The sequence below is a fragment of the Chitinasiproducens palmae genome (genome assembly GCF_900095735.1).
Taxonomy (GTDB): Bacteria; Pseudomonadota; Gammaproteobacteria; order Burkholderiales; family Burkholderiaceae; genus Chitinasiproducens; species Chitinasiproducens palmae.
In genome coordinates this window covers 686,103-712,714 of the sequence record NZ_FNLO01000001.1, presented here as the reverse complement: position 1 = coordinate 712,714, position 26,612 = coordinate 686,103, and the positions used below count along the sequence as shown (strand labels likewise).

The 26,612-nt window shown below is 67.3% G+C and carries 20 protein-coding genes; 8 read left to right on the top strand and 12 right to left on the bottom strand.

Annotated features, from left to right (window positions below; all coding sequences use genetic code 11):
- Nucleotides 1-20 precede the first annotated feature (20 nt).
- The 3 genes from BLU54_RS02720 to BLU54_RS02710 form a co-directional block, all read right to left on the bottom strand.
- A complete protein-coding gene (locus tag BLU54_RS02720; RefSeq protein ID WP_091904270.1) occupies nt 21-1,055 on the bottom strand; it encodes an amidohydrolase family protein in 1,035 nt (344 codons plus the stop codon).
- Nucleotides 1,052-2,380: an MFS transporter gene (locus BLU54_RS02715; RefSeq protein ID WP_091904268.1), complete on the bottom strand. Its 1,329-nt coding sequence runs from the start codon at nt 2,378-2,380 to the stop codon at nt 1,052-1,054. The genes BLU54_RS02720 and BLU54_RS02715 overlap by 4 nt, the downstream gene beginning before the upstream one ends.
- Before the next feature lie 113 nt (nt 2,381-2,493).
- Nucleotides 2,494-3,870 carry an NAD(P)H-dependent oxidoreductase gene (locus BLU54_RS02710; protein WP_091904266.1) on the bottom strand — a complete coding sequence of 459 codons (1,377 nt, stop codon included), beginning with the start codon at nt 3,868-3,870 and terminating at the stop codon, nt 2,494-2,496.
- A gap of 415 nt (nt 3,871-4,285) precedes the next feature.
- On the opposite strand from BLU54_RS02710, the gene BLU54_RS02705 reads away from it, so the two are divergent.
- Complete coding sequence (locus tag BLU54_RS02705) at nt 4,286-5,026, top strand: GntR family transcriptional regulator (RefSeq protein ID WP_091904529.1); 741 nt, start codon at nt 4,286-4,288, stop codon at nt 5,024-5,026.
- Nucleotides 5,027-5,280: 254 nt separating this feature from the next.
- Here the strand turns inward: BLU54_RS02705 and BLU54_RS02700 are convergent, their stop codons facing one another.
- Complete coding sequence (locus BLU54_RS02700; RefSeq protein WP_091904264.1) at nt 5,281-6,675, bottom strand: diguanylate cyclase; 1,395 nt, start codon at nt 6,673-6,675, stop codon at nt 5,281-5,283.
- 223 nt (nt 6,676-6,898) lie between these two features.
- Here BLU54_RS02700 and BLU54_RS02695 point away from each other — a divergent pair, with 223 nt between their 5' ends.
- Nucleotides 6,899-7,516 carry a FecR/PupR family sigma factor regulator gene (locus tag BLU54_RS02695; protein WP_139169433.1) on the top strand — a complete coding sequence of 206 codons (618 nt, stop codon included), beginning with the start codon at nt 6,899-6,901 and terminating at the stop codon, nt 7,514-7,516.
- A gap of 126 nt (nt 7,517-7,642) precedes the next feature.
- Here BLU54_RS02695 and BLU54_RS02690 read toward each other — a convergent pair whose 3' ends face one another.
- The gene (locus BLU54_RS02690) at nt 7,643-8,746 is read right to left on the bottom strand and encodes a DUF1176 domain-containing protein (protein WP_170844991.1); all 1,104 of its coding nucleotides are present in this window, start codon (nt 8,744-8,746) and stop codon (nt 7,643-7,645) included.
- 280 nt (nt 8,747-9,026) lie between these two features.
- Here BLU54_RS02690 and BLU54_RS02685 point away from each other — a divergent pair, with 280 nt between their 5' ends.
- Complete coding sequence (locus BLU54_RS02685; protein ID WP_235837748.1) at nt 9,027-9,632, top strand: cupin; 606 nt, start codon at nt 9,027-9,029, stop codon at nt 9,630-9,632.
- 13 nt (nt 9,633-9,645) lie between these two features.
- Here the strand turns inward: BLU54_RS02685 and BLU54_RS02680 are convergent, their stop codons facing one another.
- On the bottom strand, nt 9,646-11,430 hold the full coding sequence (locus BLU54_RS02680; protein WP_091904258.1) for an alpha/beta hydrolase: 1,785 nt from the start codon (nt 11,428-11,430) through the stop codon (nt 9,646-9,648).
- Nucleotides 11,431-11,645: 215 nt separating this feature from the next.
- Here BLU54_RS02680 and BLU54_RS02675 point away from each other — a divergent pair, with 215 nt between their 5' ends.
- The 3 genes from BLU54_RS02675 (at nt 11,646) to BLU54_RS02665 (ending at nt 16,162) form a co-directional block, all read left to right on the top strand.
- Nucleotides 11,646-12,938 (top strand): solute carrier family 23 protein, encoded by a 1,293-nt coding sequence (locus tag BLU54_RS02675; protein WP_091904256.1) that lies wholly within the window; start codon nt 11,646-11,648, stop codon nt 12,936-12,938.
- 624 nt (nt 12,939-13,562) lie between these two features.
- The gene (locus BLU54_RS02670) at nt 13,563-14,732 is read left to right on the top strand and encodes a YncE family protein (protein ID WP_091904254.1); all 1,170 of its coding nucleotides are present in this window, start codon (nt 13,563-13,565) and stop codon (nt 14,730-14,732) included.
- Nucleotides 14,733-15,067: 335 nt separating this feature from the next.
- A complete protein-coding gene (locus BLU54_RS02665; RefSeq protein WP_091904252.1) occupies nt 15,068-16,162 on the top strand; it encodes a calcium:cation antiporter in 1,095 nt (364 codons plus the stop codon).
- A 34-nt stretch (nt 16,163-16,196) separates the two neighbouring features.
- Here BLU54_RS02665 and BLU54_RS02660 read toward each other — a convergent pair whose 3' ends face one another.
- Together BLU54_RS02660 and BLU54_RS02655 are read right to left on the bottom strand one after the other, a co-directional pair.
- Nucleotides 16,197-17,528 (bottom strand): MFS transporter, encoded by a 1,332-nt coding sequence (locus BLU54_RS02660; protein ID WP_091904250.1) that lies wholly within the window; start codon nt 17,526-17,528, stop codon nt 16,197-16,199.
- A gap of 114 nt (nt 17,529-17,642) precedes the next feature.
- Nucleotides 17,643-19,265: a gamma-glutamyltransferase family protein gene (locus tag BLU54_RS02655; RefSeq protein WP_091904248.1), complete on the bottom strand. Its 1,623-nt coding sequence runs from the start codon at nt 19,263-19,265 to the stop codon at nt 17,643-17,645.
- Nucleotides 19,266-19,435: 170 nt separating this feature from the next.
- On the opposite strand from BLU54_RS02655, the gene BLU54_RS02650 reads away from it, so the two are divergent.
- Together BLU54_RS02650 and BLU54_RS02645 are read left to right on the top strand one after the other, a co-directional pair.
- The gene (locus BLU54_RS02650; RefSeq protein ID WP_091904246.1) at nt 19,436-20,341 is read left to right on the top strand and encodes a LysR family transcriptional regulator; all 906 of its coding nucleotides are present in this window, start codon (nt 19,436-19,438) and stop codon (nt 20,339-20,341) included.
- 246 nt (nt 20,342-20,587) lie between these two features.
- Complete coding sequence (locus tag BLU54_RS02645; RefSeq protein ID WP_139169431.1) at nt 20,588-21,685, top strand: D-2-hydroxyacid dehydrogenase; 1,098 nt, start codon at nt 20,588-20,590, stop codon at nt 21,683-21,685.
- Between the two features lie 24 nt (nt 21,686-21,709).
- On the opposite strand, the gene BLU54_RS02640 is transcribed toward BLU54_RS02645, so the two are convergent.
- From BLU54_RS02640 to BLU54_RS02625, 4 genes are all read right to left on the bottom strand, one after another.
- Complete coding sequence (locus BLU54_RS02640; protein WP_091904525.1) at nt 21,710-22,780, bottom strand: aldo/keto reductase; 1,071 nt, start codon at nt 22,778-22,780, stop codon at nt 21,710-21,712.
- Nucleotides 22,781-22,894: 114 nt separating this feature from the next.
- Entirely contained in the window at nt 22,895-24,007 is a 1,113-nt protein-coding gene (motB, locus tag BLU54_RS02635) for a flagellar motor protein MotB (RefSeq protein WP_091904242.1), read from the bottom strand.
- Between the two features lie 64 nt (nt 24,008-24,071).
- The gene (motA, locus tag BLU54_RS02630; RefSeq protein ID WP_091904240.1) at nt 24,072-24,935 is read right to left on the bottom strand and encodes a flagellar motor stator protein MotA; all 864 of its coding nucleotides are present in this window, start codon (nt 24,933-24,935) and stop codon (nt 24,072-24,074) included.
- A gap of 543 nt (nt 24,936-25,478) precedes the next feature.
- Nucleotides 25,479-26,534, bottom strand: a complete 1,056-nt coding sequence (locus BLU54_RS02625; protein WP_091904238.1) for an alkene reductase — start codon at nt 26,532-26,534, stop codon at nt 25,479-25,481.
- Between the last annotated feature and the right edge of the window lie 78 nt (nt 26,535-26,612).

Genomic DNA, 26,612 nt, shown 5'->3' with positions numbered 1-26,612 from the left:
CGTCGCCGGAAGCGCGCGTCTCATTGGGGGGCGTCGGTGCGCGCGTCGTCCGCATTGGGCATCACCGGCCGGTAGATACGCAACGCGGTGTCATGAAAGAACGCGCGCTGCTGTGCCTCGGGCCGATCGGCCAGCAAGGCCTTGAAATCGTCGAGCAGCGTACCGAGGGTGACGAACAGGCCGTCGACCGGGAAGTTGCTGCCGAACATCAGTCGCTCGGCGCCAAAGCGGTCGAACAGCGCATCGAGGATCGCTGTCTGGCGATCGCGCCGCCAGGGATGGTCGGCCTCGCACAGACCTGACACCTTGACGAACACATTCGGCAACGGCGCGATGGCGTCGAGCGCGCGACGCCAGCCGTCGAGCGTTGGCGCCTCGCGGCTGCCCGGAACGCCGGCGTGGTTCACGATCAGCGTTGTCGCGGGGAAGTCGCGCGCCAGCAGGGCGGCCTCGTGCAGTTGCCACCACGGCACCTGCAGATCGAAATGAAGCCCGTGCGCGGCCAGTTGCGCATAGCCGCGTCGCCATTGCGGCGCTGACATCAAGCTTCGCTCGCCGGCCAGCGCTGCCTCGGGCGTGGCCGCGGCACCGGGCTTGTGGCGAACGCTCCGCACCAACGGCGCCGCCGCCTGGGCGGCCAGCATCGCTCCGGCGTCGTCATGGTCCAGCCAGGCCTGCGCCACCATGGCGTTGGGCAAGCCGGTCCGCGCGTGGAGCGCATGGACGAAGCGCGTTTCCTCAAGGCCGTCGGTCGGATCCCATTCCGCGTCGACATAAATGCTTGCAATGATACGGTGCGGCCCGGCATCGCGACGGTAATCGTCAGGCAGGTAATCGTGCTTGACCGCCTCGTAGTCGCCGTAGCGATGCGGCACGCGCACGCCTGGCGCGAGCCACGGGTGCTTGCCCAGCGTCAGATCCCAGAAGTGCTGGTGGGCGTCGATGATCGGGCCGTCATACCTGCCCGACGAGGATGTCGTGTGAGCCGGATCGGCGACGCCGGCGGCCGAAGCGCTGGCGGCAGGGCGGGTCGTGGCAACACGCGTCGTGGTCATTCGGCGGCTCCCGGCGCGGCACGACGCTCACGGGCGGCGCCGTAGCCGAAGTCGATGAACAGCGAACCGATCAGATACGCGGCCGCGCAGGCGGCGAAAAACAGGATGACTGCGTTGAATCCGCCGCTGGCATCGACGATCAGGCCGACCGCAATCGGGACCACGATGCCCGCGCCCGTGCCCGCGAAATTCATGATGCCGCCGACCCGCCCGACCTGTTCCTGCGGCGCCAGCATGGCAGGGATCAGCCAGTAGAGCCCGCCCCAGAGATGGAAGAAAACGCCGATCGACAGCACGGCCACGGCAATCCGCACGTCGGCAATGGCTGGCAGGCACAGCAGGCAAACCAGCGAAGCGCCGCCGGAGATCGCGAACAGCACCTTGAAGGCACGGCTCGCACCGAAGCGGCGTTGCATGCGGTCGGCGATGTAACCCGAGGACATTTCGCCGATGGCGCCCGCCAGGAAGATCAGGAACGTCGCGAAACCCATGCTGCGGATGTCCAGGCCGCGGCCCGCCGACAAGTAATTCGGTCCCCAAGTGACCAGGCCGAAGAACACCATCGCCCATCCGATACGACCGACGACCATCGCGGCCACGATGCGCGTCGGCAGCGGGACGCGGACCTCACCGGCGCGTTCGCCGGCAGCGGCCTTGCGCGCCGCGATATAGTCGCGCTCAGCCGCGTCGATGCGTGGGTGTTGCTCCGGTTTGTCGCGCAGCAGCAGATACGTCAACAGGCCGAAGGCAATCGTGAGCGCGCCGACCACGATGAAAGCGGTGCGCCATGAGCCGGTGGCGCCGATCAGCGCACTGATTGCCAGTCCGCCGAGCGCGGAGCCCAGCGGGGCGCCACTGTCGATCAAGGTCACGCCGCGCGCCCGCTCGGTCGGTGGCAGCCATGACGCGGTCAGCTTGCTCGCCGCCGGCATGTAAGGCGCTTCGAACACGCCCAGACCGATCCGGCACAACAACAACGACACGCCGTTCGAGACGAATGCACAGGCGCACTGGAAGGCGCCCCACAGCGTCGCCGCGATGCCGATCACGCGTCGCGCGCCCCAGCGGTCCGCGGCCCAGCCGCCCGGAATCTGGAACGTGCTGTAGGTCCAGAAGAAAGCACTCAACACGAGGCCTTGCAGCGTGGCGCTCATGTGGAAATCGCGCACGATGCTCGGCAACGCGACCGACAGCGACATGCGGTCGATGCAGTTGATCGTATAGAGCACGAACAGCAGCATGACCATCCGCCATCGCGTGGTACGCAGCAGGCCCAGGGTCGGCGAGCCGGCCGTGTGTGAATCAACGCGATCGGTCTGCGGCATGTCGTGTCTCCGTTTCTTGTAGTGGACTATGCTGTGCTGGATGCAGCGGCGCTGCGGCGCTTACGCGCGGTGCATGCACGCGTGCCCACACCGCCTGCGTGTCGACGCGCGCGTCACGCCGCGCCGAGCCGCCAGGCGTCGGCGAGAACCGACTCGCCGATTTCGACCGCATCGATCGGCACGACGTCGCCCTGCTTCACGTCGCGGACCAGCCGCTTGTTCGCCGCGAGATAGAACGGCGCCAGCCCATGTGCCTCGGCGGTCGGCCGAAGCAGCGGCGCGATGCCGTCGATGGTGTGGTGGTGTCCACCCATCACGAGGGTTTCCCCGGCGTGCCAGTCGCGCTCGGCGCGCGCCACCATCACCGCATGGCGGGCCTGCTCGGCGCTGCCAGAACTGCGCTTGTGCAGCACCGCCGAGAACAGGCTGATCGGCGTCTCGATGCCCATCAAGTGGAACGGCGTGTAGATGCATGCATATTTGCCGCTCTGGCTGACCAGATGTCCCTTCTCGCGCAGCAGCGTCCAGGTGGCGGCGTCGTTGCAGCGGACCACCACGAACACGCCGCCGGCGAAACTGGTTTCGTCCGGGCGTCGCAGACAGTTGAAGACATCGACGATGCCGGTGCGGGTCAGGATGCCGCCGTCCTCGACTGGAACGAAGACTTCCGCCAATTCCGCCGGACGGCAGATCGGGTAGTTCAGCGTATCGACCGCGGGCACCAGGCCGGTCGAGTTCGCGACCACGTTCATCTCGCAATAGTCGGGGGTCGCGCTCAGCGGCAGTCCGGCGAGCGCTTCCCGTCGCGCCGCCAATACGGCGCGCGCATTGCGTTGCACGGCCTCCAGCGACCACGTGTCGGCCAGGCCGGGGGCGGCCTGCTGCTGACCGGCATAGTGCACCGTCGACGTTTGCGGATCGAACAGGTAGTCATATTCGCTGGATTTGCCCGCTGCGACCACGTCGAAGCCCAGCACGCGCGCCCACGTAACGAGGTTGATCAGATTGCTCGGCTGATCGCCGTCCGGCGTCGTGTACACGACGCCGTGCTCGACAGCCAGGCGATTCAGATAGGGACCCGCGACCGAATCCGTTTCCTTGGTCGCCATCGCCACGTGGACGCCACGTTCGATCGCACGCTTCGCGATTTGCACGCTCGTCTCCGGGTGCCCAGTGGCCTCCACGACGATGTCGCAAGGCACGGCGTCGAGCAGCCGGAAATCGCTGATCAGCACCGTCGCGCCGGCAGCCGCTGCCGCGCGCACTGCGTGCTCGTCGGTACAGACCTTGACATCGTTCACCGGGTAGCCGAGTTGTTCCAAGGTGGCCAGCGTGCCGTCGATGTCCAGATCGCACAGCGCAGCCACGCGCAGACTCTTGATCTGGCGGCACTGCGCCAGCAGCGAGCGCCCGAAGCCGCCCTTCGGTCCGACCAGCGCCATGCTGATCGTTTTGCCATTCAACTCGCCAAACAGGTGTTGATAGTTCATGCCTTTCTCGTTGCGCGGGCGGGGCGCCGCGAGTGGCCGGCCCCGCACGATGTGTTGCCTATGGCGTGTCGCGCCGCGTCCTGCCAAGCCGACACTTGGAAAATGGAATACCAAAACAAGGCGGATGGCCCACTGCACCGCCCGTTCCCGTGAACCAGCCATCCAACCCTTGTTTTACAAGCGACGAGCGCCATTGGAGGGCGTCGAATGCTGCCGTCTCCGACCTGTCGCTGGGGCGAGCTGGATTGTCGTTGCAATTTTGGTATACCAAAATGTAAAAGGTCTGGCGATGCGCCGTCAAGCCGCGCCGCCCTAGGGAAAACCCTTGTTCGGGTGTGCGTGACCGCTTGAACACGAAACACGCGCTATTAACGTTATGCTTACGCCTTCCCCACCAATGCGTTGCCGCGCGAAGATGTTCGACGAAGAATCCGGCACAGCGGCCGAAGAACTGGGCCGTCGGCCCGCCGAGGGCAGCACGGACCTCACCCACGATGCCGCGCTGCTGTCTCATCAAATTGCCGCGCGCTTGCGCAACCTGATCGCCAGTGACGAGCTGAAACCCGGTCAACGGTTGCGGGAACGCGCGCTGGCCGACCGGCTCAACGTTTCTCGCACCCCGCTGCGCGAGGCGTTGAAGGAACTCGCCGGGGATGGCCTGGTAACGATGTCGCCGAAGCGTGGCGCGGTGGTGACCGAGCTCAGCGCGGCTCAGATTGGCGAGAAGCTCGACGTGCTCGGCGCGATCGAGGCGTTCGCCGGCGCGCAGGCGTGCCGGATGGCGAGCGACACTGAAATCGCGGAGATCCGCGCGCTGCACCACGAAATGCTTGCCGCGTACGAGCGGCGCGACAGGGCGAACTACTTCCGGCTCAACCAGGAAATCCATCTGCATCTGATCGCGGCTGCGCACAATGAGACGCTGCGGCAGGTGCATGAACAGATCAACCGGCAGCTCTTCCACTACCGCTACCAGAGCAGCAGCGATGTGAGCACCTGGCATACGGCGATTGCCGAGCACGAGACCATTCTGCAGTTGCTCAATGCGCGCGACGCGAGCGCGTTGGGCGCGTGCCTGCAGCGTCACGTGCACAGCACCTGGGAACAGCTCAGTGCAAGCGGCATTGGTTCATCCGCGGGGCCAGTAGCGGTCTAGGCCGCGCCGCCGGATGGGCGGGCACCGTTGTGGCGGGCGCTGTAGGTTCGCTGGAAGAGGTCCACTGGAGGTCCGCTCCAGGTCCGCTGCGGAGGCGGCTGTGACTCATCGCAACGGGTGTTGCGGAACCGCGGTGATGCCCGTGGTGAGTCGCGCGTTGAATGCGCTACCCGCGCTGGCGCCATGCGCCAGCTTGAGGGAAGCGGCGTCGTGCACGAGCGCCCGCCGTCAGCCTGGCCCGGCCATCTCGCCGTTCAGAAGGCGCATTCGGTGCGGTTCCGTCCGTTCTTCTTGGCGCGATACAGCGCCTCGTCCGCGGCCGAGATGGTCCTTTCGTAGTCCGGGTGACCGGTGTGCATCGCCAACCCGATGCTGATGGTCACCTTGATGCCTTCGCCGGACTTGCTTGAGATGGTTTCCTGCTCGACACGTTTCCGCAGGCTCTCCGCGATCGTGCGCGCCTGGCTTTCGGTCGTTTCGACCAGCACCAGCAGGAATTCTTCACCGCCATAGCGGAACGCATAGTCGCTGCCGCGCACGTTGTGCACCAGCAGTGCGGCCACTGTCTGCAGCGCGAGATCGCCCGCGTCGTGTCCGTACTGGTCGTTGATCGCCTTGAAATGGTCGATGTCGACCATCAGTACCGAAAAGGTGGTGCGCGACTGCGCGGCCAATACCACCTCGCGACGCAATACGGTGGGAATGAAACGCCGGTTCAGCAGGTGGGTCAGCGCATCTCGTCCGGTTTCGAGCTCCGCGATCTGCTCGAACAGCGCGCCGAGCAGATATTTGAGCTGGCCGACCGCATCGCGCACGAGATTGAGCAGCGCAATGCGCGCGGCCATCGGTTCGACGGACTGGGGGACTGCCGCGGCCGCCATTGCGGCATCCATGGCCTCGTCGATCTCCACGATCAGCCGGGCGACCGACTGCGCTTCGCGGCTGTCCCCGAACGCGGGCTGGCCCTTGTGATGGAACCAGAGGCCGAAGTCCGACGCGGCCATCTTTTGCAGCTCGTCCAGTTGCGCATTGATGGCAATGCGGTAGACGAAAGCGTTTTCCCAGTCCAGCAGCGCGGCGCGCTGGCGTTCCCGTTCGGTGCCGACGTTCTGCATCACCGAGAACAGGCGGTACGCTTCGTCGGTTTTCGCCGACTGCTCGCGCGAGCGCGAGTACGAGGCCGTCATGACCTCCAGAGCGATGTCCGTCGCCTGCGACACGTAGATCAGTGCGCTCGACCGGTCGTCGCTCGGCGGCATCCGGGCGATCAGCGCGTCATACAGCGCGCGTTTGAGCCGGCGTGTCGCGCGCGCCACCAGGTTGACCGGGATGCCGATCCGGGCGTGCACGTCGCCGACCATGCGCTGCAAGGCGATCAAGCCGTTCATGTCGTCGGCCGCCGCAGTCAGCACCGCGGCCAGCCAGCGCTGCAGCGAGGCATGCAGACGGTCGCGCACCTGCTCATTCGAGATGAACATCGAGGCATGCGGATCCGCCAGCATGTGCTCATAGAACAGGTCCGCCAGGCCAGGAAGCTGTTCATCGGCGGCGGCGGCCAGGACTGCTCGTGCCGCCGGGCGCGTTTGGGCGATCAGTTCGCGCCATTCGGCGGCCGCCTGGGATTCGGACAGGAACTGACTCGTTGGCATCGGTGCGGCACACGGAGCGGGCGGGGTGAGGGCGGAATGAGGGCGGCGCCATCTTACACCGCCCCGGCACGCGCGGCCGTTCAGCGTGGGCAGCCGTCGCCAACGGACAACGGCTTGCGGAAACGTGGCGCGGCCGGGCACCACCTTGGTTGGATGGTTCGCCGACGCCCGCGCGTCGCCGTCGTCCAGGCGCGACTGGCGTGCCGGCCAACGCTTGTATAAAATGAGAATCATTATCAAAACAATGATGCGGGGCGGCGATGGGGAAAACGCGGACTACCAGTGTTTCGGGTGTGCCGACTGGGAAAGCGAGACGCAACGCACCGGGTGCGAGCCGTCGATGAGCCGTGTGCCGAGTGGGCGGTCGGTGATCGCGGCGTCGGCCAGCGGCTGTCCGCCGGAGGCGATCGATCAAGCGCTGGCGTGGCTGCTGCGCATGGGGCGCAGCAACATCGACCCGGTGGAGCGCGGTGCCTTCCAAGCCTGGCGTCACGCCAAGCCTGAGAACGAACGCGCATGGATGCGCGTCATCCTGCTCTGCAGCGGCGGCCAGGCCAGCGCGCGTCGCGATGCGGCCGGGGAACGGCGTGGCGAAGCCGGGGGCGAGGCGCGCGGGCGAGCGGGTGCCGTTATCTGCGAGATGGTCGAGGCTGCGGCGAGGGGCCGGCGCGCGTTGCCGCGCTCGGCACGGACCTGCGCTGCGTTTAGCGCGGAGCGCGATGCCGCCTTGCGAGCGTGGCAGGCGCGCAAGGCGCGCGCGGCCCAGGCGGGACATGCCGTCGTCACGCTCTGCCGTCGTGTCTGGCTGTGCCTGCGGGACGAGGGGCGCATCCTGCACTAGACGCGGCGCCTCTTCGCTCTTGATGCCGATCGGCTGCGGCGTGCGATGCGTCTACCGAGAACGATGCCGGTTGCGCATGGCGGCCGGCCGTCGTCTGCATTTGCAAGCCGGTCCCGGCGACGATCGTCAACGAACGGCGGCGCGATAGGTGGTCGGCCATGCATCCATCGGTACGCCCTTGCAGACCGGCATCGCGCTGCGCGCAACCTCTACCAATGCAGTGCCGGTCCAGGCCAGATCGCTCGACGCGCCACAGTCGCCGATGCCACGCCCCTTGTCGAAGGTGCTCAGCGTCTTGCCGTCCTTGTTGAGCCAGGGATTGGTCAGGCTGTCGCCTGCGACCGGCGCGCCGTTCTTCCGACTGCCACCGGTTGTCTTCGCCGCGGTGCTGGGCAGATACATCGTGTAGCTCATGTTGTAAGCGCCGCCGATCTCGCAAACGCCATAGAGCATCGCGCCTCGCGCGTCTTGGAACGCAATCGGCTCGGTCCCTTGGGGACAGTCCTCGTTGGCCTTCGGCAATTGCTTCGCCGACGCCGGCAGTGTTTTTGGAACGGTCAACGTCAGGGCCTGGACCTGCGGCAGCGCGGGCACATCGGGTATCGTCGCGATGGCGCGCGTGCCGCGACGAAGCAGCGCGCTGGGCGTGCCGATGCGCTGTTGCCGGTCGTCGACGTAGAGCAGGGCGGCGGCGGAGCCCTTCAGCGAGACGACGGACGCGTCGGTCGGCACCTTGGCACGTAGCGCGACTGTCAGCGTCTTCGCGTCACGCAGCGCATCGATGAATCGCATTGCGTCCGCGCCGCGCAACGTCGCGATGCAGAAGTCGTCTTCGCAACGCGACCCAAAGCTGCCTTGCTGGGAAGCATCCTTGGCGGGGGCGGGCGTGGTGACGATTTGTGGGTTGCCGACCTTCTTGTCCGTGTAGTACGCAATCGTCACGGTGGGCAAGTCGTCGCGCACGCCGCTCCGCGCGATGCGCACATAAGCACCGATCTGACCGTCCTCGGACGGCATACCGATTGCGACACAACTGCGCTGGTTGTCGCATCCCACGACCCAGTCGCCGAACGTTGCCGGTTCCTGCTGCTCTTTCGCGATGGCTTGCCCGGAGGCGAGCAGGACGCCCGCAGCGAGGGTGGCGGCAAGCCGTTCCGACGTGCTCGCGCGACGACGCGGCGGTGCCTGGCGGTCGCCGCCGACGAAAGGCGAGAGGGTAAGGCGAGACATCCCTGTTTCTCCAGTGGAAGGGTGAGCCGGCCGGACAGGGCCGGAGACGGTCGGACAAGGCCGGATAGGGCCGGACAGGGCCGGACAGGGCCGGACAGCGCCGGTCGGGCACGTCAGGCTGCGTGCGGTCTGGCTGCCATGCACGCGGTGCCGGCCGAATGCAGTCGGCCTGCCGTGGAAGCGGTGCCAGCGCCGCGTGGGTCCGGCGACAAGCCATTCTGCCAGGGCTCGCGCGCCGCGGGGCCGCCAGACACATCGTTTTACGCCGAGGACTCGAACCATGACGAAAGCGCCACCCGATCACGCCACGCCGCATCAGCCCGTGCAGCCCGATGAACACACTGCCGCGGCCGTCAGCGACACGGGTACCACGCCCGTATGGCTGGCACGCCGTTTCGGCCCGAGCGATTGGGTGCCCAACCATCCGACGCTGCCGGTACTGATCTATCGTGACGCCGTTTCCCTGCGGGAGGACGCCGACGCCGTGGCGCGCCGTTTCGAGCGTTGCTTGGCAGCGAATGGCTGGCCGCCGCAGTGGCGCGACGGCATCTACGACTATCACCACTATCACTCGACCGCGCACGAAGTCCTCGGCTGCGCGGCTGGCTCCGCCCGCGTACAGGTCGGTGGTCCGGACGGGGACGTCGTCCGGTTGGCGGCCGGCATGGCCTTGCTGCTGCCGGCCGGGACGGGGCACCGACGCGTGAGCGCCAGCGCCGACTTCATGGTGGTAGGCGCCTATCCCGCTGGACAGGCGTTCGACATCTGTCGTTCCGCCGCCACGCCGGCGATGCTGGCCCGCATCGCCGCCTTGCCCTTTCCGTCGTGCGATCCGATCGACGGAGCGGGCGGACGGCTCACGCGGACATGGCACGCCCACGGCTGAGCCGCCGCATCCCTTACTGCTGCAGCTCCCGGCGCCGCTGTTCGATACGTTCCTGCGTCGTCTCGGGATGAAGGAATTGCGGTGCCACGCTCGATTTCTGCGTTGCCGTCGTCTCGCTGCTTGCGCCCAGCACCGGCACCGAGCATTCCGTATTGCGGGCCGGCTGCGTGCCGTAGGCGAAGTAGTTGCCGACGGTGACATCGACGCAGGCGATCTGGGACGGGAAGATCCCGTGCGTGTTGTCGTTCTGAACCAGGATCATGCTGGCTTTCGGCAGGTAGCCAAGCGTGCGTTGCGCGCCGGCGAGCGGGGTCTTGGGGTCATACTGACCTTGCACCATCAGCATTGCCGGGGCCTGCTGGGCGCCAGTGATCGACGGCTTCTGCACCGACGGCGTGCCCCAGCTCAGGCAGGGGTTGGCTGTCGTGCCACCGCCGTAGAGCGGCGCCTGCGTCAGCAGCGAGTTGCCAAGGTCGATCCAGTACTGCGTATCCTGCGAAACGGGCGCGTCATTGCACTTGACAACGATGTTGACGGCCGATTCCGCAGGTATCACCTCATTGGCGGCGCTGCTGGACGTAGTCGTGATCGCGCCGTTCGCCGCATACAGGTCCAGATACGCCGACGCGTCAGCCGCCTTTTGCGCGACCAGCGCGTTCGCCAAGTCGCTCGTCGCGAAACGATGGCTCGCGATGCGGTCGCGCAGCGTCGTGCCGTCCAGGCCGGGCTCGGTGGCCAGAATCTCCGTGATGCCGCGCACCGCGGCCAACACGATCACGACGTTGTCCGCCAGCGAGCGCACGCCGAGTGGCAGATAGATGTTGTTCGCCACGTACTGCTTGGCCCAGATCGGCGCGTTGGGCACGATCGCGCGTACTTCGTCGACCGTTGCACCGACGTCGAACACCGACGAAAGCGACGCCGCATACGGCGCGATGACCTGATCCAGCACGACCTGCGCGGCCACCGCCTGATCGGCGTCGACCGCCAGTGCCAGCGGTCGTTCGATGTCCACCGTGCCGTCGAGCATCATCTTGCCGACGTTCTCGGGGAACAGACGTGCGTACCAGGTACCGAGCGCGGTGCCGTACGAATAGCCGAGGTAGTCCAGCTTGCTCTCGTTCAGGACACTGCGGATGATGTCCAGGTCGCGCGCGGCCGTATCGGTATTGATGAACGGTGTCAGCGGGTTCGCCTTGCAGGCATCGGCCGCCAGCTTGACGTTGTAGATGGCGTTCGCGAGGTTTGACGCGCTGCGGTCCTCGCCGAGGAAGGCGACGAACTTCTCGCTTTCCGTGAGCGCGCAGTTCAATTGGGACGCGTTGACCGTGCCGCGCGGCGAGAAGCCGACGAGGTCGTAGCGCTGCGACATCTGGTACAGGCCGGTATAGAGCGGGTTGTCCGGGCTGACGTCGCGCAGGATCAGCGCCAGGCTGAGCCCTTCGCGGAGGCCGTCAGCGCCCGGGCCACCCGGATTGATTAGGATCGAACCCTGATGGTTGGCGGTGTCCGGCGCGCTCACGCGCATCAGCGAAAGGGTCAGTTGGCTACCTTCCGGATTGCTGTAATCAGTGGGCACTACGATTTGCGCGCATTGCAGCGCACTGCCCAACTGCGCGGCGGCTGACGTGTAATTGCCCAACTGCTCGGTCGCGCAGGTGGTCCACGACACGGCCTGCTTGCGGTAGGTGTCGAGCGGGTCCGGCGTCGGCGTCGGGTTGTCGATGGGTACGTCGTGGCCGCCGCAGCCGGTGAGCAAGAGGGCGGCGAGCGAAAAGGCTTTCCAGGTCGTTTTCATTGTGCGAGGGCGGCAGCCCGAGGACGCGCGTCCGGCGCGCGATGTTATGTTTCGATTTGTTACGGAAAAGCTGGATCGGACTGTAGCGGGGAGTCCGCCGCGCGTAAAGCGCTTTGCGAAAACCGCGTCCGACGCGCCACGGTGAACAGTTTCCAAAGCCACTCGCAGTCGTTATGCTGCGCGCTGCCTGCCCGCTTCGACCCACCGAGTTACCGATGAACAAAACCTGGTTTCCCCAATGGCGCCGCGTTTCCGCAGAGGCGGGCGTGGTCGCTCCCGACGAATGCCTGGGCGCGGGCCAGACCTTCGTGATGGGCGCGCAGCACACCGTCGCGATGTTCGGTTCGACAGTGCTGGCGCCATTGCTGATGGGTTTTGACCCGAACCTCGCGCTGCTGATGTCGGGGCTGGGCACGTTGATCTTCTTCGTGATCGTCGGCGGCCGGGTACCGAGCTATCTCGGGTCGAGTTTCGGCTTCATCGGCGTGGTGATCGCGCTGACCGGCTACGCCGGCCACGGGCCGAATCCGAACGTGGCGACCGCGCTGGGCGGCATCATCGCCTCGGGCGCCCTGTGCATCGCGGTCGGCGCCCTGGTGATGGCGGCCGGCACGCGCTGGATCGAGGCCCTGATGCCGCCCGTGGTCACCGGCGCCGTGGTCGCGGTGATCGGCTTGAATCTCGCGCCAGTGGCGATCCGCAGCGTGTCGGCAACCCAGTTCGAAAGTGTGATGGCGCTACTCACGGTGCTGTGCGTGGGCGGGGTTGCCGTGTTTGCCAGGGGAATGTGGCAGCGGCTGCTGATCCTGCTCGGCCTGCTGCTGGCGTACGCGGTTTATGTCGTACTGTGCAACGGCCTGGGGCTGGGCAAGCCGGTCGACTTCACCGCCGTCGCGGCGGCGTCCTGGCTCGGCTTGCCGCATCCGGTCGCGCCGCGCTTCAGCGCGGAAGCGCTCGGTCTGATTGCGCCGGTCGCCGTGATCCTGATCGCCGAGAACCTTGGACACGTGAAAGCGGTCGGCGCGATGGCGGGCCGCGACCTGGACCCCTACATCGGGCGCGCGTTCATCGGCGATGGGGTCGCGACCGTCGTGTCGGCATCGCTTGGCGGTACCGGTGTGACGACCTATGCCGAGAATATCGGGGTGATGGCCGTCACTCGCGTGTACTCGACGCTGGTGTTCGTCGCCGCGGCCTGCATCGCGCTCGTGCTCGGCCTGTCGCCGAAGTTCGGCGCGTTGGTCAACACCATCCCGGGGCCGGTGCTCGGCGGGACGTCGATCGTCGTTTTCGGTCTGATCGCGGTATCCGGCGCGCGCATCTGGATGCAGAACAAGGTCGATTTCTCGCAGAATCGCAACCTGATCGTGGCCGCGGTGACGCTGATCCTGGGGGCGGGCGACTTCACCTTGCGGATCGGCGGCTTCCCGCTCGGTGGCATCGGCACCGCGACGTTCGGGGCGATCCTGCTCAACGCGCTGCTTGCATTCGGCCGTCGCCCGCGCTAACCGTTGCGGCACGGCCCCGGCACGCGGGCAGGGCAATCAAACCCGGCGGCCACCGTCACGGATGCAGGGCGGACGCACCGCCGGTGCGCCGCTCGCTCGTCAACCGGGCTTCTCGCAACGGCACCGCACGGCGGCAACGGCGCGCAAGACGCAGGCAAGTTGACGCATTCGGACGCGAAGCGCGCTCGGCGCGGTATCCTATGCGGCGTTGGCGACTGCAGCAACGAGCGATGCAGTGCCTGCGGTAGCGCTTGCCGCAACACAGCAACCATCCAGATCCGCGGTCACGCGTCGTCGTGCGGTGCGCTGCGCGCGTCTGTCCAGTCCCCGCTCGACCATGCGCACGCTGCCGCGCGGCCGCCGGGACACTAGCTATAGCCGCCTGTACCGCCTGTACCGCCCGTACCGCCTGTACCGCCGGTGGCGCCGGTGGCGGCAGCGCGTCGCCAGCTTCGATTCCGTCAATTCGATTCCACGTCAATCCAGAGAGGAGCGGTTTTGTTTCGACCTCGATCTGTCCCGAGTTCTCGCGCCCTGGCGCCATGCACGCATCCGCCCGCCGACGATTGTCGCCGACACGTCGCCCCGGCCGGCCGCGCCATCGACCGTCGGCCAACGCTGCCGATGCGCGCGTCGCTTGCGCTTTCGTGCTGCGCGATCCTCGCCGCGTGCGCGGTGCCGCCGGCGGCACAGGATGCCAGCGGCCCGACCACGTCGCAGGATGCGCCGGCGTTGTCTGCCGCCGCCGCGCCCGCCGGCCCGCAGGCGCCGTCTGTTCAGGGCACCTATGCGATCGCCACCGGCAAGGGCGGCACGCGTCTGGCGGTCAGCCAGGACGGTCGACTGATTTTCGTCGCGGATCATGCCGCCAATACCGTTTCGGTGATCGACGCACGGCGCCGCCGCGCGGTCGCCACGATTCGCGGCGGCGGCGAAATGGATCGTTCGGCTGACGGCGGCGGCAGGGGGGTGTGGGACGTGGCGCCGAGCAGCAACGGGCGCCTGATCTATGTCAGTGCGATGCGCGATCGGTTGGTATCGATCGTGGACCTGAGCACGCGTCGGATGATCGGACAGATCCGCGTCGGCACCTTGCCGAGCGACATGCTGCTGAACCGTAACGATCGCAGGTTGTACGTGATCGACGCCGCCGAGAACGCGCTGCGCGTGGTCGATACCGCGCGCCGCCACGTCATCGGTTCGCCGGTGCCGCTCGGCGCATCGGTTACCGCGCCCGGCGCCGCGCCGCAGCCAGCGGCCACGCGCGTGCGTTCGGCCGGGCTGGGGTTGTCGCCGGACGGCCGGCGTCTTTATGCGACCGATCGTGCCGGCGGCGCGCTCGTCGTGATCGACCCCGACAAGCGCGCCGTGCTGGCGCGTGTGCCGGTCGGCCCGAACCCGGTCTCCATCGTGGTGGCACGGGATACCGGCGCCGTCTACGTGCTCGACGATGCCGGCGTCGTCGCGGTCGATACGAATGCCGAACCGGCGAATGTGCGGCGCGTGCTGCAATGTCCGGCCGGTGCGTTGAATGCGCTCGCGGACGGTCGCGACGGCCGTTACCTGCTGGCCGTGGCGTCGCAAAGCAACCGGGTGTTCGTGATCGATCGTCATTCGGGCCGGATCGGCGGGCAGGCGGCCACCGGCGCGCGACCGCGAGACGCACGAGCGAGCGGCGGCACGGTCTATACGGTGGACGGCGATGCCGCGAGCGTCAGCGCGATCCCCGGGCCGCCCGATGCAACGCGCGCGTGGCCCGCTGCCGACGACGCGCTCGGCTGCCGGCCGGCATGACGCCTGCCATCGAGCGGGGCTGGCCTCGACCCGAAGGCCAGCCCGCGCGACGCGCCGAGCGTTTCGTCTTTTCGGGATGTAACGCCGGTTGCATCGATCGGCGCGAGGGTGGCATGCAGGGCAGCGTGTAGCGCCAGCACGGCAGCACGGCAGCACGGCATCGCCGGCGCCGGCGCGTGCCGCCCCCCGGCCGTGGGCCCATGTCGGCAGGCGGCGCCGGGAGCGGGCAGAATAGACGGAGCGCTCGGCTCCGCCACGCCGCCGCCCGGCGTGGCCGCAAGCGCACCTGACGCGTCGCATCCGCGCCGCCGCTACCCGCCTCTGTCACGAGAACGATGTTCGCCCTGCTCAAACAAGAAAAGAATCTGCTGATCGCCCTGGTGGTGACCGTGCTCGCCTACTTCGTCGAGCACACGGTGCTGGCCGGTGGCCGCGGCCCCGCACTGATTGCCACACTGGTTTTGATCGTCACCATCGTGCTGGCCTCGCTGCGCGTTGCGCATCACGCCGAGCAGCTCGCACATCATGTGGGCGAGCCGTATGGCACGATGATCCTGACGCTTTCGGCGGTCTTCGTCGAAGTGGTGATCCTGGCGATCATGATGACCCACACCACGTCGCCGACGCTCGTGCGCGACACGATCTACTCGGCCGTGATGCTGGACATCAACGGCATCCTCGGCATCGCGGCGATCATCGGCGGCCTCAAGCACGGTGAACAGCCGTACAACGTCGATTCCGGCAACACCTATATCGTAATGATCCTGACCGCGATGGGGGTGTCGATGGTCGTGCCGGAGTTCGTGCCGATCCGGCACTGGCAGGCCTATTCGATTTTCAGCATCGTCTTGATGGCAGTGCTGTACGGCATGTTCCTGCGGCTCCAGACCGGTCAGCACAGCCACTTCTTTCGCTACAAATACGCCGAGGCCCGTCGCACGCCCGCCGCGGTTGGCCACGAACACGACGCGCCCGCCCCGGTGGGCGTGTCGGCGGGCTGCCTGGCGGCCGGCATCATCCTGATCGGCTTGCTTGCCGAAGTGATGTCCAAGACGCTCGAAATGGGCATCGAAGGCAGCGGCGTGCCACCGATCGTGGCCGCGCTGCTGGTCGCGGCCATCTCCGCCAGTCCGGAAGTGCTGACCGCCATGCGGGCCTCGCTGCGCAACCGGATGCAGCCGGTCGTCAATATCGCGCTTGGCGCATCGCTCTCGACGGTGATCCTGACCGTGCCGGTCATCGAGGCGCTTGCCCTCTTCACCGACCGTCAGATCGAGATGGCGATGACGCCCGCGCAGACGGTGATGGCGACGCTCACGCTGCTGGTGGCGGCGATCAACCTGCACGACGGCGAAACGAATGCGATCGAGGGACTGACCCACTTCGTGCTGTTCGCCGCCTTCCTGATGCTGGCGGTCCTGGGCGTGTAAGCCGCGCTGCGCCGCTACCGGAGATCGGGCGCGCTCAACGCATGCAACGCATACGACGCTGGCGCAGGCCGACCACGATCAGCGCGATGCCGCTCAGGATGGCCGCGGCGAGCACGTAGTACGCGGGGGCGAGCTTGTTGCCGGTGACCCCGATCACCCATGTCACGATGAACGGTGCAAAGCCACCGAACACCGTGACACCGAGGCTGTAAGCCAGTGACAGTCCGGTCGAGCGCACCTTGGTCGGGAAGATCTCGGACATCAGCGCCGGCATCGGACCCGAGTAGGCGGCCTTCATGATTCCCGAGAACGCCATCAGCATCATCAGCGTCGGGACGGTCGGATGCTTCTGGAGCAGGGCGAACAACGGGTAGATCAGGAGCAGCATCAACAGCGAGGCGCCCAGCATGATGCGGATGCGGCCGATGCGATCCGACCACGCGCCCATCACGGGAGTGAAGATCATCTGCAGTCCACCGTTGAGCACGACCACCGCGAAGGAGGTGGCGACGGGCAGGCCGAGCTGCTTGGCGGCGTAGGTCGGCATGTACAGCTGCAGCACGTACACCGAGACCGTGGATTGGGCAACGATGCCGATCGCCAGCAGCAGGTTCAGCCAGTGACTGGAGAACAGCGCCGGTTGCGCTGGCGCTTGCGGATGTTCCGGTTCGCCGACCTCGCGCCGTTGCGCCGCGATGAATTCCGGCGTCTCGTCGAGATGGCTGCGGATGTACCAGCCCACCGGCCCGACCAGCAGGCCGATCACGAAGGGCAGGCGCCACCCCCACTGCTGCAGCGCGTCGGCGGGCATCGAAGCGCTCAACACCGCGCCGATGCCGGAGGCCGCGATGGCCGCCATGCCCTGGCTGGCGAACTGCCAGCTGGCGTAGTAGCCGCGATTCGCCGCGCTGTGTTCGACCATGAAGGCCGTCGCGCTGCCGAATTCGCCGCCCACCGCGAAACCCTGAACCAGCCGCGCACAGAGCACGGCGATCGGCGCCACGATGCCGATCTGGGCGTACGACGGCATCGCTGCCACCACGAACGTACCCAGCACCATCAGGCCGATTGACACCGACAGGGCCGCGCGCCGGCCGCGCCGGTCGGCATAGAGTCCGAGCACCAGGGCGCCGATCGGCCGGGTCAGGAACGACAGGCTGAAGGAGCCGATGGCCAGCAGCATCGAGACGAACTCGTTGTGGGCCGGGAAGATCTGACTTGCGATGGCGGACGCGAAAAAGCCGTACACCAGGAAGTCATACCATTCCAGGGCATTGCCGATCGACGAGGAAATGATGATGCGGCGCGCGCTGGGCGACTTATTGGGCAGCGCCGGCGCGGCCGGGTACGAAGGGTTGACTGGCATGATCTGAGCGAGTGGGCGCGACAGGGAGCCGCCCGGAGCCGCCCGGCGTCGGCCGGGCGTCCAGAGCAGGAAACACGACGCGGCCGCGCACGGCAGCCGCTTGGCATCAGGCGCTCAGAAGCCGACCGCGTGGCCGTCGCGCCGGCTGTCCGACGCCGCCACGTAGCCGTGGTCGGGGTCGTCGGACAGGCGCCAGATGAACTGGCCGGAGCCGAAATCCATGTAGGGGTCTTCCACCGACTTCAGGCGGTGGCCCATGGCCTGCAGCGCGGCCACCGTGTCGGGGTTCATCGTGCCTTCGACGTCCAGCGAATAGTCGCGATTGACCTTCCACCGCGGTGCATCGCAGGCCGCTTGCGGCTGCTGCCGGTAGTCGAGCATCCGCACCAGCGTTTGCACGTGGCCTTGCGGTTGCATGTCGCCGCCCATCACGCCAAAGCTCATGACTGGCTGACCGCCGCGCATCAGGAAGCCGGGAATGATGGTGTGGAACGGCCGCTTACCGGGTGCGACGACATTGGCCGAACGCGGATCCATCGAGAAGCCGACGCCCCGGTTCTGCAGGCTGATGCCGAGGCCGGGAACGACAACACCGGAGCCGAAGCCCATGTAGTTCGACTGGATGAACGAGACCATCATGCCTTGCTCGTCGGCCGCGCTCAGGTACACCGTGCCGCCGGCGCGCGGCATGCCCGGCGATACCTGGCTGGCGCGCGCCGGATCGATCAGGCGGGCGCGCGAGTCGAGATAGGCGTCGTCGAGCATTTCCGCCGGTGTTACTTCCATCGCGCGTGGGTCGGCCACGTAACGGTAGAGATCCGCGAACGCGAGTTTCATCGCCTCGATCTGCAGGTGCTGCGAACGCGCCGAGTCCACCGGCAGCTCCGCCAGATCGAAGCGCGACAGGATGCCCAGCGCGACCAGCGCCGCGATGCCCTGGCCGCTCGGCGGGATCTCGTGCACGTCGTAGCCGCGATAGCCCTTGTGGACTGTGTCGACCCACTCCGGGCGATAGTCGCGCAGATCGTCCAGCGTCAGCGAGCCGCCTGTCTGGCGCGCATACGCCACGATGCGCTCGGCCAATTCCCCTTCGTAGAAGATGCGCGCGCCTTGCTGGCCCATCATGCGCAGCGCCTTGGCGTGGCCTGGCAGCACGCACTTCTCGCCCACGCGCGGCGCCCGGCCGTGCGGCATGAAGGTCTCGGCGAAGCCCGGCTGGCTGTGCAGATCGGGGATCGCGGCTTGCCACTTGTGCGCCACTACCGGCGCGATGGTGTGACCGCGCTCGGCGATCTCCGCGGCCGGCTCCAGCACATCGGCGAGGGGCAGCTTACCGAACTTCTCGTGCAGCGCGGCCCAGGCGGAAATGGCACCGGGCACGGTCACGGTGTCCCAGCCACGCGTCGGGCGTTTCGCGCAATCGTTGCCGTCCACCCCGTACTTGTCGGCGAAGTACGCCGGATTCCACGCGCGCGGCGCGACACCGGACGCATTCAGGCCGTGCAGCTGCTTGCCGTCCCAGAGAATGGCGAAGGCGTCACTGCCCAGCCCGTTGGACACCGGCTCGACGACGGTCAGCATGGCCGCCGCGGCGATCGCCGCATCGACCGCGCTACCGCCGGCAAGCAGCATGCGCACGCCAGCCTGCGCCGCAAGCGGGTGAGACGTCGCCACCGCATTGCGTGCAAACAGCGGAATGCGGACCGTGGGGTAGGGGTTGGACCAATCGAAAGTCATGGATATCGTCTGCGAAAGGCGGCCCCGACAACGCCTGGGGTGCCGTGTGCGGAAAAGGTAGGGCCATTATTTTGGAAAAAATTTCTTTTATAAAACCAATAATTCTTGTGTCTCAATAAGGAAATTATTTAAGATCGGTGCTCGTTTACCGCGGCCTTGCCGGAGGTCCGATGAGCTCGATTCGTGTCCTGCGCACCTTTCTCGCGATCGCGCGGCATGGCTCCTTCGCTGCGGCGGCGGAGCACGTTGCGTTGACGCAGGCCGCCGTCGGCCTGCAGATGCGTACCTTGGAACAGGACCTGAACCAAGCGCTGTTCGACCGGCGCGGCCGTACGGTGACGTTGAGCGCCAACGGCTACGCGCTGTTGCCGCGTGTCGAGGAACTGGTCGCCCGCTATGCCGCGCTGGCCTCGCAGGGCGGCTCGGACACCGATGCCGCGTTCAGCGGTACGCTGAGCATCGGCGCCGTGGTGTCGGTGATGGGCATGATGGCGCTGCGCGTCGCACGGATGAAAACTTCGCATCCGCAGCTGGCCGTGCGCCTGTTCAGCGGCAAGTCGTTCGAACTGTTCGACCGGCTCGAGCGCGGCGAGGTCGACGCGGCCGTCGTGGCGCAGCCGACGGCAAGGCTGCCCCAGCGCTTGCAGTGGATCACGCTGTACGACGAGCCGATGGTGCTGCTGGCTCACCGTGACACGGCGCCGCTCGATGCGCCCTCGCTGCTGGCGAGCCGGCCGTTCCTGCGCTTCGATCCCAGTCAACGCACCGGTGTGCTGATCGAGCAGGCGTTGCGTCGCCAGCGAGTTGTGGTGCAAAGCCTGCTCGAGCTGAATTCGCTGGAAACCATCGCCGAACTGGTTCGGCAGGATGCCGGTGTCGCCATCGTGCCACGCCTGCGCCATTCATCCTGGGGTACCGACCCGCTGCTGCGGGTGCTGCCGTTGCCTGCGGAGACCGCGCCTCGCACGGTTGGCGTGCTGACCCGGCCCGAGGCGTTGGGACCGGTGCGCGTGCTGCTCAACGGGCAATTCGATGCCGGGTCGACGTCCCGTAGCGCGGCACAGACGCGTGGCTGAAGCGCACGCGCCTGTGCCGCGCTGGCCTGCGCCCGCGAGGGCAAGCGCGGCGCGCGATGCGCGCATCCGCCGGGTGGCACGCAGGCGAGCGTCCGCCGAGGAACGGGGAGAAAGCCTGGCGACCCGGCTGCCGCGTGGTGCACGGCATGGCCCGACGGTGTAACGTGAGCTGCTGGCCGCACTGACACTTTTCTAACCGCGCGACCACCGGCCGCGCACGCTGATTGACCAGATTGGGAGACCGCATTGATTGCTAGACCGGACAGCAAGGGCGACGCGCCCGAACGCATGAGCGGATCGACTGCCGCGGGCACGCGCGCGGTGATTTACGCCGAAAACGTCGACCGTCGCCCGGCATACCGGCTCGAACGCGACCAGGTCGTGAGCGCGCTCGCCAAGGCCTGGCTGGGCGATGCCGCGCATGACGAAGCCGCGGTGGCGGACGCGAAGGGCATGGTGGAGCGCACGTTCGAGATCGTCGTTTGCGACGGCGATGCGCCCGATCTGGATGCGTTGTCACGCGCCCGCTACGTCGCTGCGCTGCGGTTCGACGTGTCGCGTCTGCGCGAGCACGCCGGCGCCGTCGAGATGGTGCACTGCCTGAACGCGGGCGTCGAGCGCTACGCGCCGTTCGACTGGCTGCCGGCCGAGGCTTGGCTGACCAATAGCAGTGGCATCCACGCACATCGTGTTGGCGAATACGTGACGATGGCGGTGCTGATGCTGCACCAGGGCATGCATCGGATGTGGGCGGCACAGCGGGATCACCGTTGGGCGCCGGTATGGACGCACCCGGTTGCCGGTCGCCGCGCCCTGATCGTCGGCACGGGCGGCTTGGGACAGGCGGCGGCCATCGCATTGTCGCGGCTTGGCTTGACGGTGGACGGCGTCAGCCGCAGCGGCCGCGCGGTCGCCGGTTTCGACACCGTCGACACCGTCGCGTCGCTCGATGCACGCCTACCCACGGCGGATTTCGTGGTCGTCGCCTGCCCGTTGACCGCGGAGACACGCGGCCTGTTCGGGCGCGAGCGCTTGGCGCGCTGCAAGGCGGGCGCAAGCCTGATCAATGTCGGCCGTGGCCCGATCGTCGACTCGGATGCGCTGATCGAGGCACTGGCCAGCGGCCATCTCAATGGCGCGATGCTGGATGTGTTCGACGCCGAACCGCTGGCGTCGGACTCGCCGCTGTGGGACTGCCCGAACGCGGTGTTGACGCCACACATTTCCTGCGACGTTCCGGATGGCTACGTCGAGTTGGGCTTGGCCGTCTTCGCCGAGAACGTCGCGCGTCGCCAGCGGGGCGAAGACCCGATCAATATCGTCGATCGGCAGCTAGGGTATTGAACCGCCGGCGCGGCCGCGCACGCGTCATCGCGTGTCGGATGGCGACCGCCCGGCACTGGCGGCCTGCGCAAGTTGCTCACGACGCGGGCCGCCCTGACGTTCGATCATCCAGCCCGGATACTCGGGCGGCAGGGCGCTGACGCGGCCGAGGCGCGCAAGCTCGTCGCCATCGAGCGCGACGTTCGTCGCGGCCAGATTGTCGTCGAGCTGGTCGAGCCGCTTGGCGCCAACGATCACGCTGGTCACCACCGGCTGATGCAGCAGCCAGGCGAGGGCGATCTGCGCGACCGAGACGCCTTTCGCGTCCGCGATTTCGCGCATTACGTCGACGCAATCGAACGCGCGGTCGCGGTCGACCGGCGGGAAGTCGAAGCTCGCGCGCCGCGTGCCGGCTTCCGCGGACTGTTCACGTCCCACCTTGCCGCTCAGCAGGCCCCCGGCCAGCGGGCTCCACACCATCAGGCCCAGTCCTTCGCTCTGCAGCATCGGCACCAGTTCCCGTTCGAGGTCGCGGCCGGCGATCGTGTAGTACGCCTGCAAGGTCTCGAAACGCGCCCAGCCCCGGCGCTCCGCGATGCCCAGCGCCTTGACGATCTGCCAGGCCGCCCAGTTCGACACCCCGATGTAGCGCACGTGGCCGTGCTTGACGAGGGTGTCGAGGGCGCCCAGCGTCTCCTCGATCGGCGTGGCGGGGTCGAAGCCGTGGATCTGGTAGAGATCGATGTGGTCCAGTTGCAGTCGCCGCAGGCTGGCCTTCACGCCGTCCAGGATGTGCACGCGCGACGCGCCTCGGGAATTGGTACCGTCGCCGGTCGGGCCGAACACCTTGGTGGCGACGACCACGTTCTCGCGAGGCACCTTCAGGTTGCGCAGCGCCTGGCCGGTGATGATCTCGCTGCGACCCTCCGCGTAGACGTCGGCCGTATCGATGAAATTGATGCCGGCATCGAGGGCGCGGCCCACCAGGCTGTCGGCCTCCGCTTGCTGAAGCTGGCCGATCTGCCCCCACATGCCGCCGCTGCCGCCGAACGTCATGGTGCCCAGGCACAGTTCCGAGACGAACAGGCCGGTGTTACCGAGTCGCTTGTTGCGCATGGTCGTACGCTCCGCTTCGCAATCGAAACGAACAGCATAGCGCATCGCTTCCGATCGCTTCCGATCGCTTCCGTGCGCCACGCGCTGATGCGGCGCGGGCCGACAGCGGCTGCGTCAGTGTGCTGCGGGCTTGGCGGCCGTCGCCACCGTACTCGATGCCACGGCCGCCGGTGCCTGTGCCCCCGGCTTCGACACAGCGTCGTTCGCTGCGCTCGTCACCGGCTTCGTCAACGGATGCGTCGCCGTGCTCGTGGCTGCGTTGGTGGCTGCGTACGTGCCCGTGTTCGCCGCCGCGCTGGCCGCGATCGCGTCGGACGCTTCCTGCGAAGTGTTGACGTCGACGCGGCCTCGATCGCGCATGAAGCCGGCCTCGGTCTGGCGATTCAGCACGACGATGCTGATGCGCCGGTTCATCGGCGCGAGCGGATCTGCCGGGTCGAGTGGCAACGCGTCGGCCAAACCCCGTACCTGGATGATCTTGCGCTCGTTCATGCCGCCGGCGATCAGTTCGCGCCGTGCCGCGTTCGCGCGCTCCGACGAGAGTTCCCAATTCGAATAGCCGGCGGCGCCGCCGCTGTACGGCGCGGCGTCAGTGTGCCCGGCGATCGACACGCGGTTGTCGACGTCGTTCAACGCCACGCCGATCTCGCGCAGGATGTCATGCGTGTACGGTTGCAGGCGGGTGCTGCCCGTGGCGAACATGGGCCGGTTCTGCGAGTCGACGATCTGGATGCGTAGCCCTTCGCTGGTGATGTCGATCTTGATCTGGTCACTGAACGGCTTGAGCTTCGGGTTGCGATCGATCAACGATTCGATCCGCGTCTTCAACGCCCGCAGGCGGCGCAGTTCCTCGCCGTCGCGCCGCTTCTTTGCCGCGGCGTCATCGGCGCTGGCCTTGCCGCGCTGGCTGGCGCTCTGGGCGGCCTTCGCATCGCCGATTTGCGCGCGCGTGATGTCCGGACCACCGCCCGGCAGCACGCTGGTCGCGCCACCCGAATAGTCGCCGCCCGCGAGCGCCACGGTAAGCGGCGTGTTGAAATAGTCGGCGATGCCTTGTCGGTCGCCTTTGGTCGTCGAGCCGAGCAGCCACATCAGCAGGAAGAAGGCCATCATCGCGGTCACGAAGTCCGCGTACGCGATCTTCCATGCGCCGCCGTGGTGGGCGGCGTGGCCGCCCTTGCGCTTGCGCCGGATGACGGTCAGCGAGACGCGTTCGTTGCCTGCCATCACCGTGCTCCGGATGCCGGCCGGCTGCTGCGAGCGAGCAGCGTGGCTGGACGCTTTGCGACGCTCATTTCGGCTGGCGGGTCGCCTTCACGGCGGCCTCGAGTTCGGCAAAGCTGGGACGATCGACCGAGAACAGCACCTTGCGGCCGAACTCGACCGCGACGCTGGGCGGGTAGCCACCCATCGCGGCCAGCAGCACGCACTTCACGCACTCGAAGGGTTTCGCCGCTTCCTTGGCCTTCGCGTTCAGCAGGCTGGCAAGCGGACCGACGAAACCGTACGCCAGCAGAATGCCGAGGAAGGTGCCGACCAGCGCGCCGGCAATCATCTTGCCGAGTACGGCGGGCGCGGCGCCGACCGAGCCCATCGTGTGGACCACGCCCATCACCGCGGCAACGATGCCGAAGGCCGGCAGTCCATCCGCCACGCCCTGAATCGCGCCAGCCGGAATCGCCATCTCCTCGTGGTGCGTCTCCAGCTCCGCTTCCATCAGCTCCTGGATCTCGTGCACGTTCAGGTTGCCGCTGGACATCATTCGTAGATAATCGAGGATGAAGTCCAGCAGATGGTGATCGGCCATGATCGCCGGATACTTGTTGAAGATCGTGCTGGACTCGGGCGTTTCGACGTCGGCTTCGAGCGCCATCATGCCGTCCTTGCGCGCCTTCTGCAGCAATTCGAACAGCAGCGACACCAACTCCAGGTAGCGCGCCTTGTCGTAGCTCTTGCCCTTGAAGCAGAGCGGCAGCGCCTTGAGCGTGGCGCGCAGGGTCTTGCCGGGATTGCTGACCACGAAAGCGCCAATCGCCGCGCCAGCGATACAGAGCAGTTCGAGCGGTTGCAACAGCGCAGCCAGATGCCCGCCCGCACCGATGAAACTGCCAACCACACAGGCCACGACGACGACCCACCCGACTACGACTAACATGGGAAACCTTGTACAGAGGGGCCTGAGACCCGGATGAAACGTGTCGGCTGGCGCGATCCGGGTCCTGCAGGACCGGAACGGCTGGCCGGAGGCTGGCGGCAGTGCGAGGAGCCGCCGCCGTTGTATCGAATAACGGCCGGTGGCAGGGAAACTTGAGTCGACTGCGGCGGCCCGTCGCAGGGTGGCGACGCGGGTTGCAACGGGTGCTTGCCGGGATCGGTGGCCACGGTCCGCTGGCCTGGCCAATGACGGCTCGATGGCCGTGCGATGACAGAGGATGAAGGAAGGCGACGGCGGGCCGACGGCGAAATGACGGCCCGCTGCGAAAGGACGGCGGACGTCACGGGCTGCTTGCGAGGCCCCGACACTCATTGGGGCGTCATTGCGGCCGGCCGGGGAGCACGCGCCCCGGCGGTGGGCCCCGGCCGGCCGCCCGACTGCGCGTCGCCTGGCGGCAGCGCGCAGTCGGGCGTCGACCTCAGGCGTCGACCTCAGGCGTCGACCTCAGGCGTCGACCTCAGGCGTCGACCTCAGGCGTCGACCTCAGGCGAGGGCCGGATAGTCGGTGTAGCCTTCCGCGCCGCTGCTGTAGAACAGGTCGGGCTTGGGGGCGTTCAGCGGCGCATCGTCCCGGAAGCGGCGCGGCAGGTCCGGATTGGCGATGAACGCCTGCCCAAACGCGGCGGCGTCGGCTTCTCCGGCATCGAGCAGGCGCTGAGCGGTCGCCTTGTCGAGTCCCTCGTTGGCCACGTAGATGCCGCCGAAGGCCTGCTTCAGGGCGGGGCCGAGGCGCGGCTGGGCCTGGCTCTCGCGGGCGCAGATGAACGCGATGCCACGCTGGCCGAGCGCCGTTGCGACATAGCCGAAGGTCTGCGCGCCATTGCTGTCGCTGATGTCGTGTGCGTCGCTGCGCGGCGCCAGGTGCATGCCGACTCGCGAGGCACCCCAGACGCCGATGCAGGCGTCCGTCACCTCCAGCATCAGACGCGCGCGATTCTCGATCGAGCCGCCGTATTCGTCGTCGCGCCGGTTGCTGCCATCCTGCAGGAACTGGTCGAGCAGATAGCCGTTGGCACCATGGATTTCCACGCCATCGAAACCGGCGGCTTGTGCATTCTCCGCGCCCTTGCGGTACGCGGCGACGATGCCAGGCAGTTCGTCCGTGCGCAGCGCACGCGGCGTCGGGTAGGGACGCTGCGGCCGCACCAGGCTGACGTGGCCCGCCGGTTGGATGGCGCTCGGCGCGACAGGCGCGTCGCCATTCAGGAAACTGGGGTCCGAGATGCGTCCGACGTGCCAAAGTTGCAGGAAGATGTGGCCGCCCGCCGCGTGAACCGCGTCGGTGATGTGCTTCCAGCCCGCTACCTGTTCGTCGGACCAGATGCCGGGCGTGTCGGCGTAGCCGACGCCTTGCGGGGTGACCGAGGTCGCTTCGCTCAGGATCAGGCCGGCGGAGGCCCGCTGAACGTAGTAATCGCGCATCAGTGCATTCGGCACGCGCGCGCCGCCGGTGGCACGCGAGCGGGTCAGCGGTGCCATGAAAACGCGATTCGGCAGGTCGAGATCGCCGACGCGAATCGGATCGAGGAGTTGCGGCATTGCGTTTTTCCTTATGACTTGCGTTACAAACGGGCCAAAGGCCCACTGGAAGTGCGTGACGCCCTGCGCCACGCGCTG

What these genes read in the sequence shown, in the direction of transcription:
- BLU54_RS02720 (WP_091904270.1), bottom strand. Translation starts at nt 1,055, where the DNA reads ATGACCACGACGCGTGTTGCCACGACCCGCCCTGCCGCCAGCGCTTCG.
- BLU54_RS02715 (WP_091904268.1), bottom strand. Translation starts at nt 2,380, where the DNA reads ATGCCGCAGACCGATCGCGTTGATTCACACACGGCCGGCTCGCCGACC.
- BLU54_RS02710 (WP_091904266.1), bottom strand. Translation starts at nt 3,870, where the DNA reads ATGAACTATCAACACCTGTTTGGCGAGTTGAATGGCAAAACGATCAGC.
- BLU54_RS02705 (WP_091904529.1), top strand. Translation starts at nt 4,286, where the DNA reads ATGTTCGACGAAGAATCCGGCACAGCGGCCGAAGAACTGGGCCGTCGG.
- BLU54_RS02700 (WP_091904264.1), bottom strand. Translation starts at nt 6,675, where the DNA reads ATGCCAACGAGTCAGTTCCTGTCCGAATCCCAGGCGGCCGCCGAATGG.
- BLU54_RS02695 (WP_139169433.1), top strand. Translation starts at nt 6,899, where the DNA reads ATGAGAATCATTATCAAAACAATGATGCGGGGCGGCGATGGGGAAAAC.
- BLU54_RS02690 (WP_170844991.1), bottom strand. Translation starts at nt 8,746, where the DNA reads ATGTCTCGCCTTACCCTCTCGCCTTTCGTCGGCGGCGACCGCCAGGCA.
- BLU54_RS02685 (WP_235837748.1), top strand. Translation starts at nt 9,027, where the DNA reads ATGACGAAAGCGCCACCCGATCACGCCACGCCGCATCAGCCCGTGCAG.
- BLU54_RS02680 (WP_091904258.1), bottom strand. Translation starts at nt 11,430, where the DNA reads ATGAAAACGACCTGGAAAGCCTTTTCGCTCGCCGCCCTCTTGCTCACC.
- BLU54_RS02675 (WP_091904256.1), top strand. Translation starts at nt 11,646, where the DNA reads ATGAACAAAACCTGGTTTCCCCAATGGCGCCGCGTTTCCGCAGAGGCG.
- BLU54_RS02670 (WP_091904254.1), top strand. Translation starts at nt 13,563, where the DNA reads ATGCGCGCGTCGCTTGCGCTTTCGTGCTGCGCGATCCTCGCCGCGTGC.
- BLU54_RS02665 (WP_091904252.1), top strand. Translation starts at nt 15,068, where the DNA reads ATGTTCGCCCTGCTCAAACAAGAAAAGAATCTGCTGATCGCCCTGGTG.
- BLU54_RS02660 (WP_091904250.1), bottom strand. Translation starts at nt 17,528, where the DNA reads ATGCCAGTCAACCCTTCGTACCCGGCCGCGCCGGCGCTGCCCAATAAG.
- BLU54_RS02655 (WP_091904248.1), bottom strand. Translation starts at nt 19,265, where the DNA reads ATGACTTTCGATTGGTCCAACCCCTACCCCACGGTCCGCATTCCGCTG.
- BLU54_RS02650 (WP_091904246.1), top strand. Translation starts at nt 19,436, where the DNA reads ATGAGCTCGATTCGTGTCCTGCGCACCTTTCTCGCGATCGCGCGGCAT.
- BLU54_RS02640 (WP_091904525.1), bottom strand. Translation starts at nt 22,780, where the DNA reads ATGCGCAACAAGCGACTCGGTAACACCGGCCTGTTCGTCTCGGAACTG.
- motB (WP_091904242.1), bottom strand. Translation starts at nt 24,007, where the DNA reads ATGGCAGGCAACGAACGCGTCTCGCTGACCGTCATCCGGCGCAAGCGC.
- motA (WP_091904240.1), bottom strand. Translation starts at nt 24,935, where the DNA reads ATGTTAGTCGTAGTCGGGTGGGTCGTCGTCGTGGCCTGTGTGGTTGGC.
- BLU54_RS02625 (WP_091904238.1), bottom strand. Translation starts at nt 26,534, where the DNA reads ATGCCGCAACTCCTCGATCCGATTCGCGTCGGCGATCTCGACCTGCCG.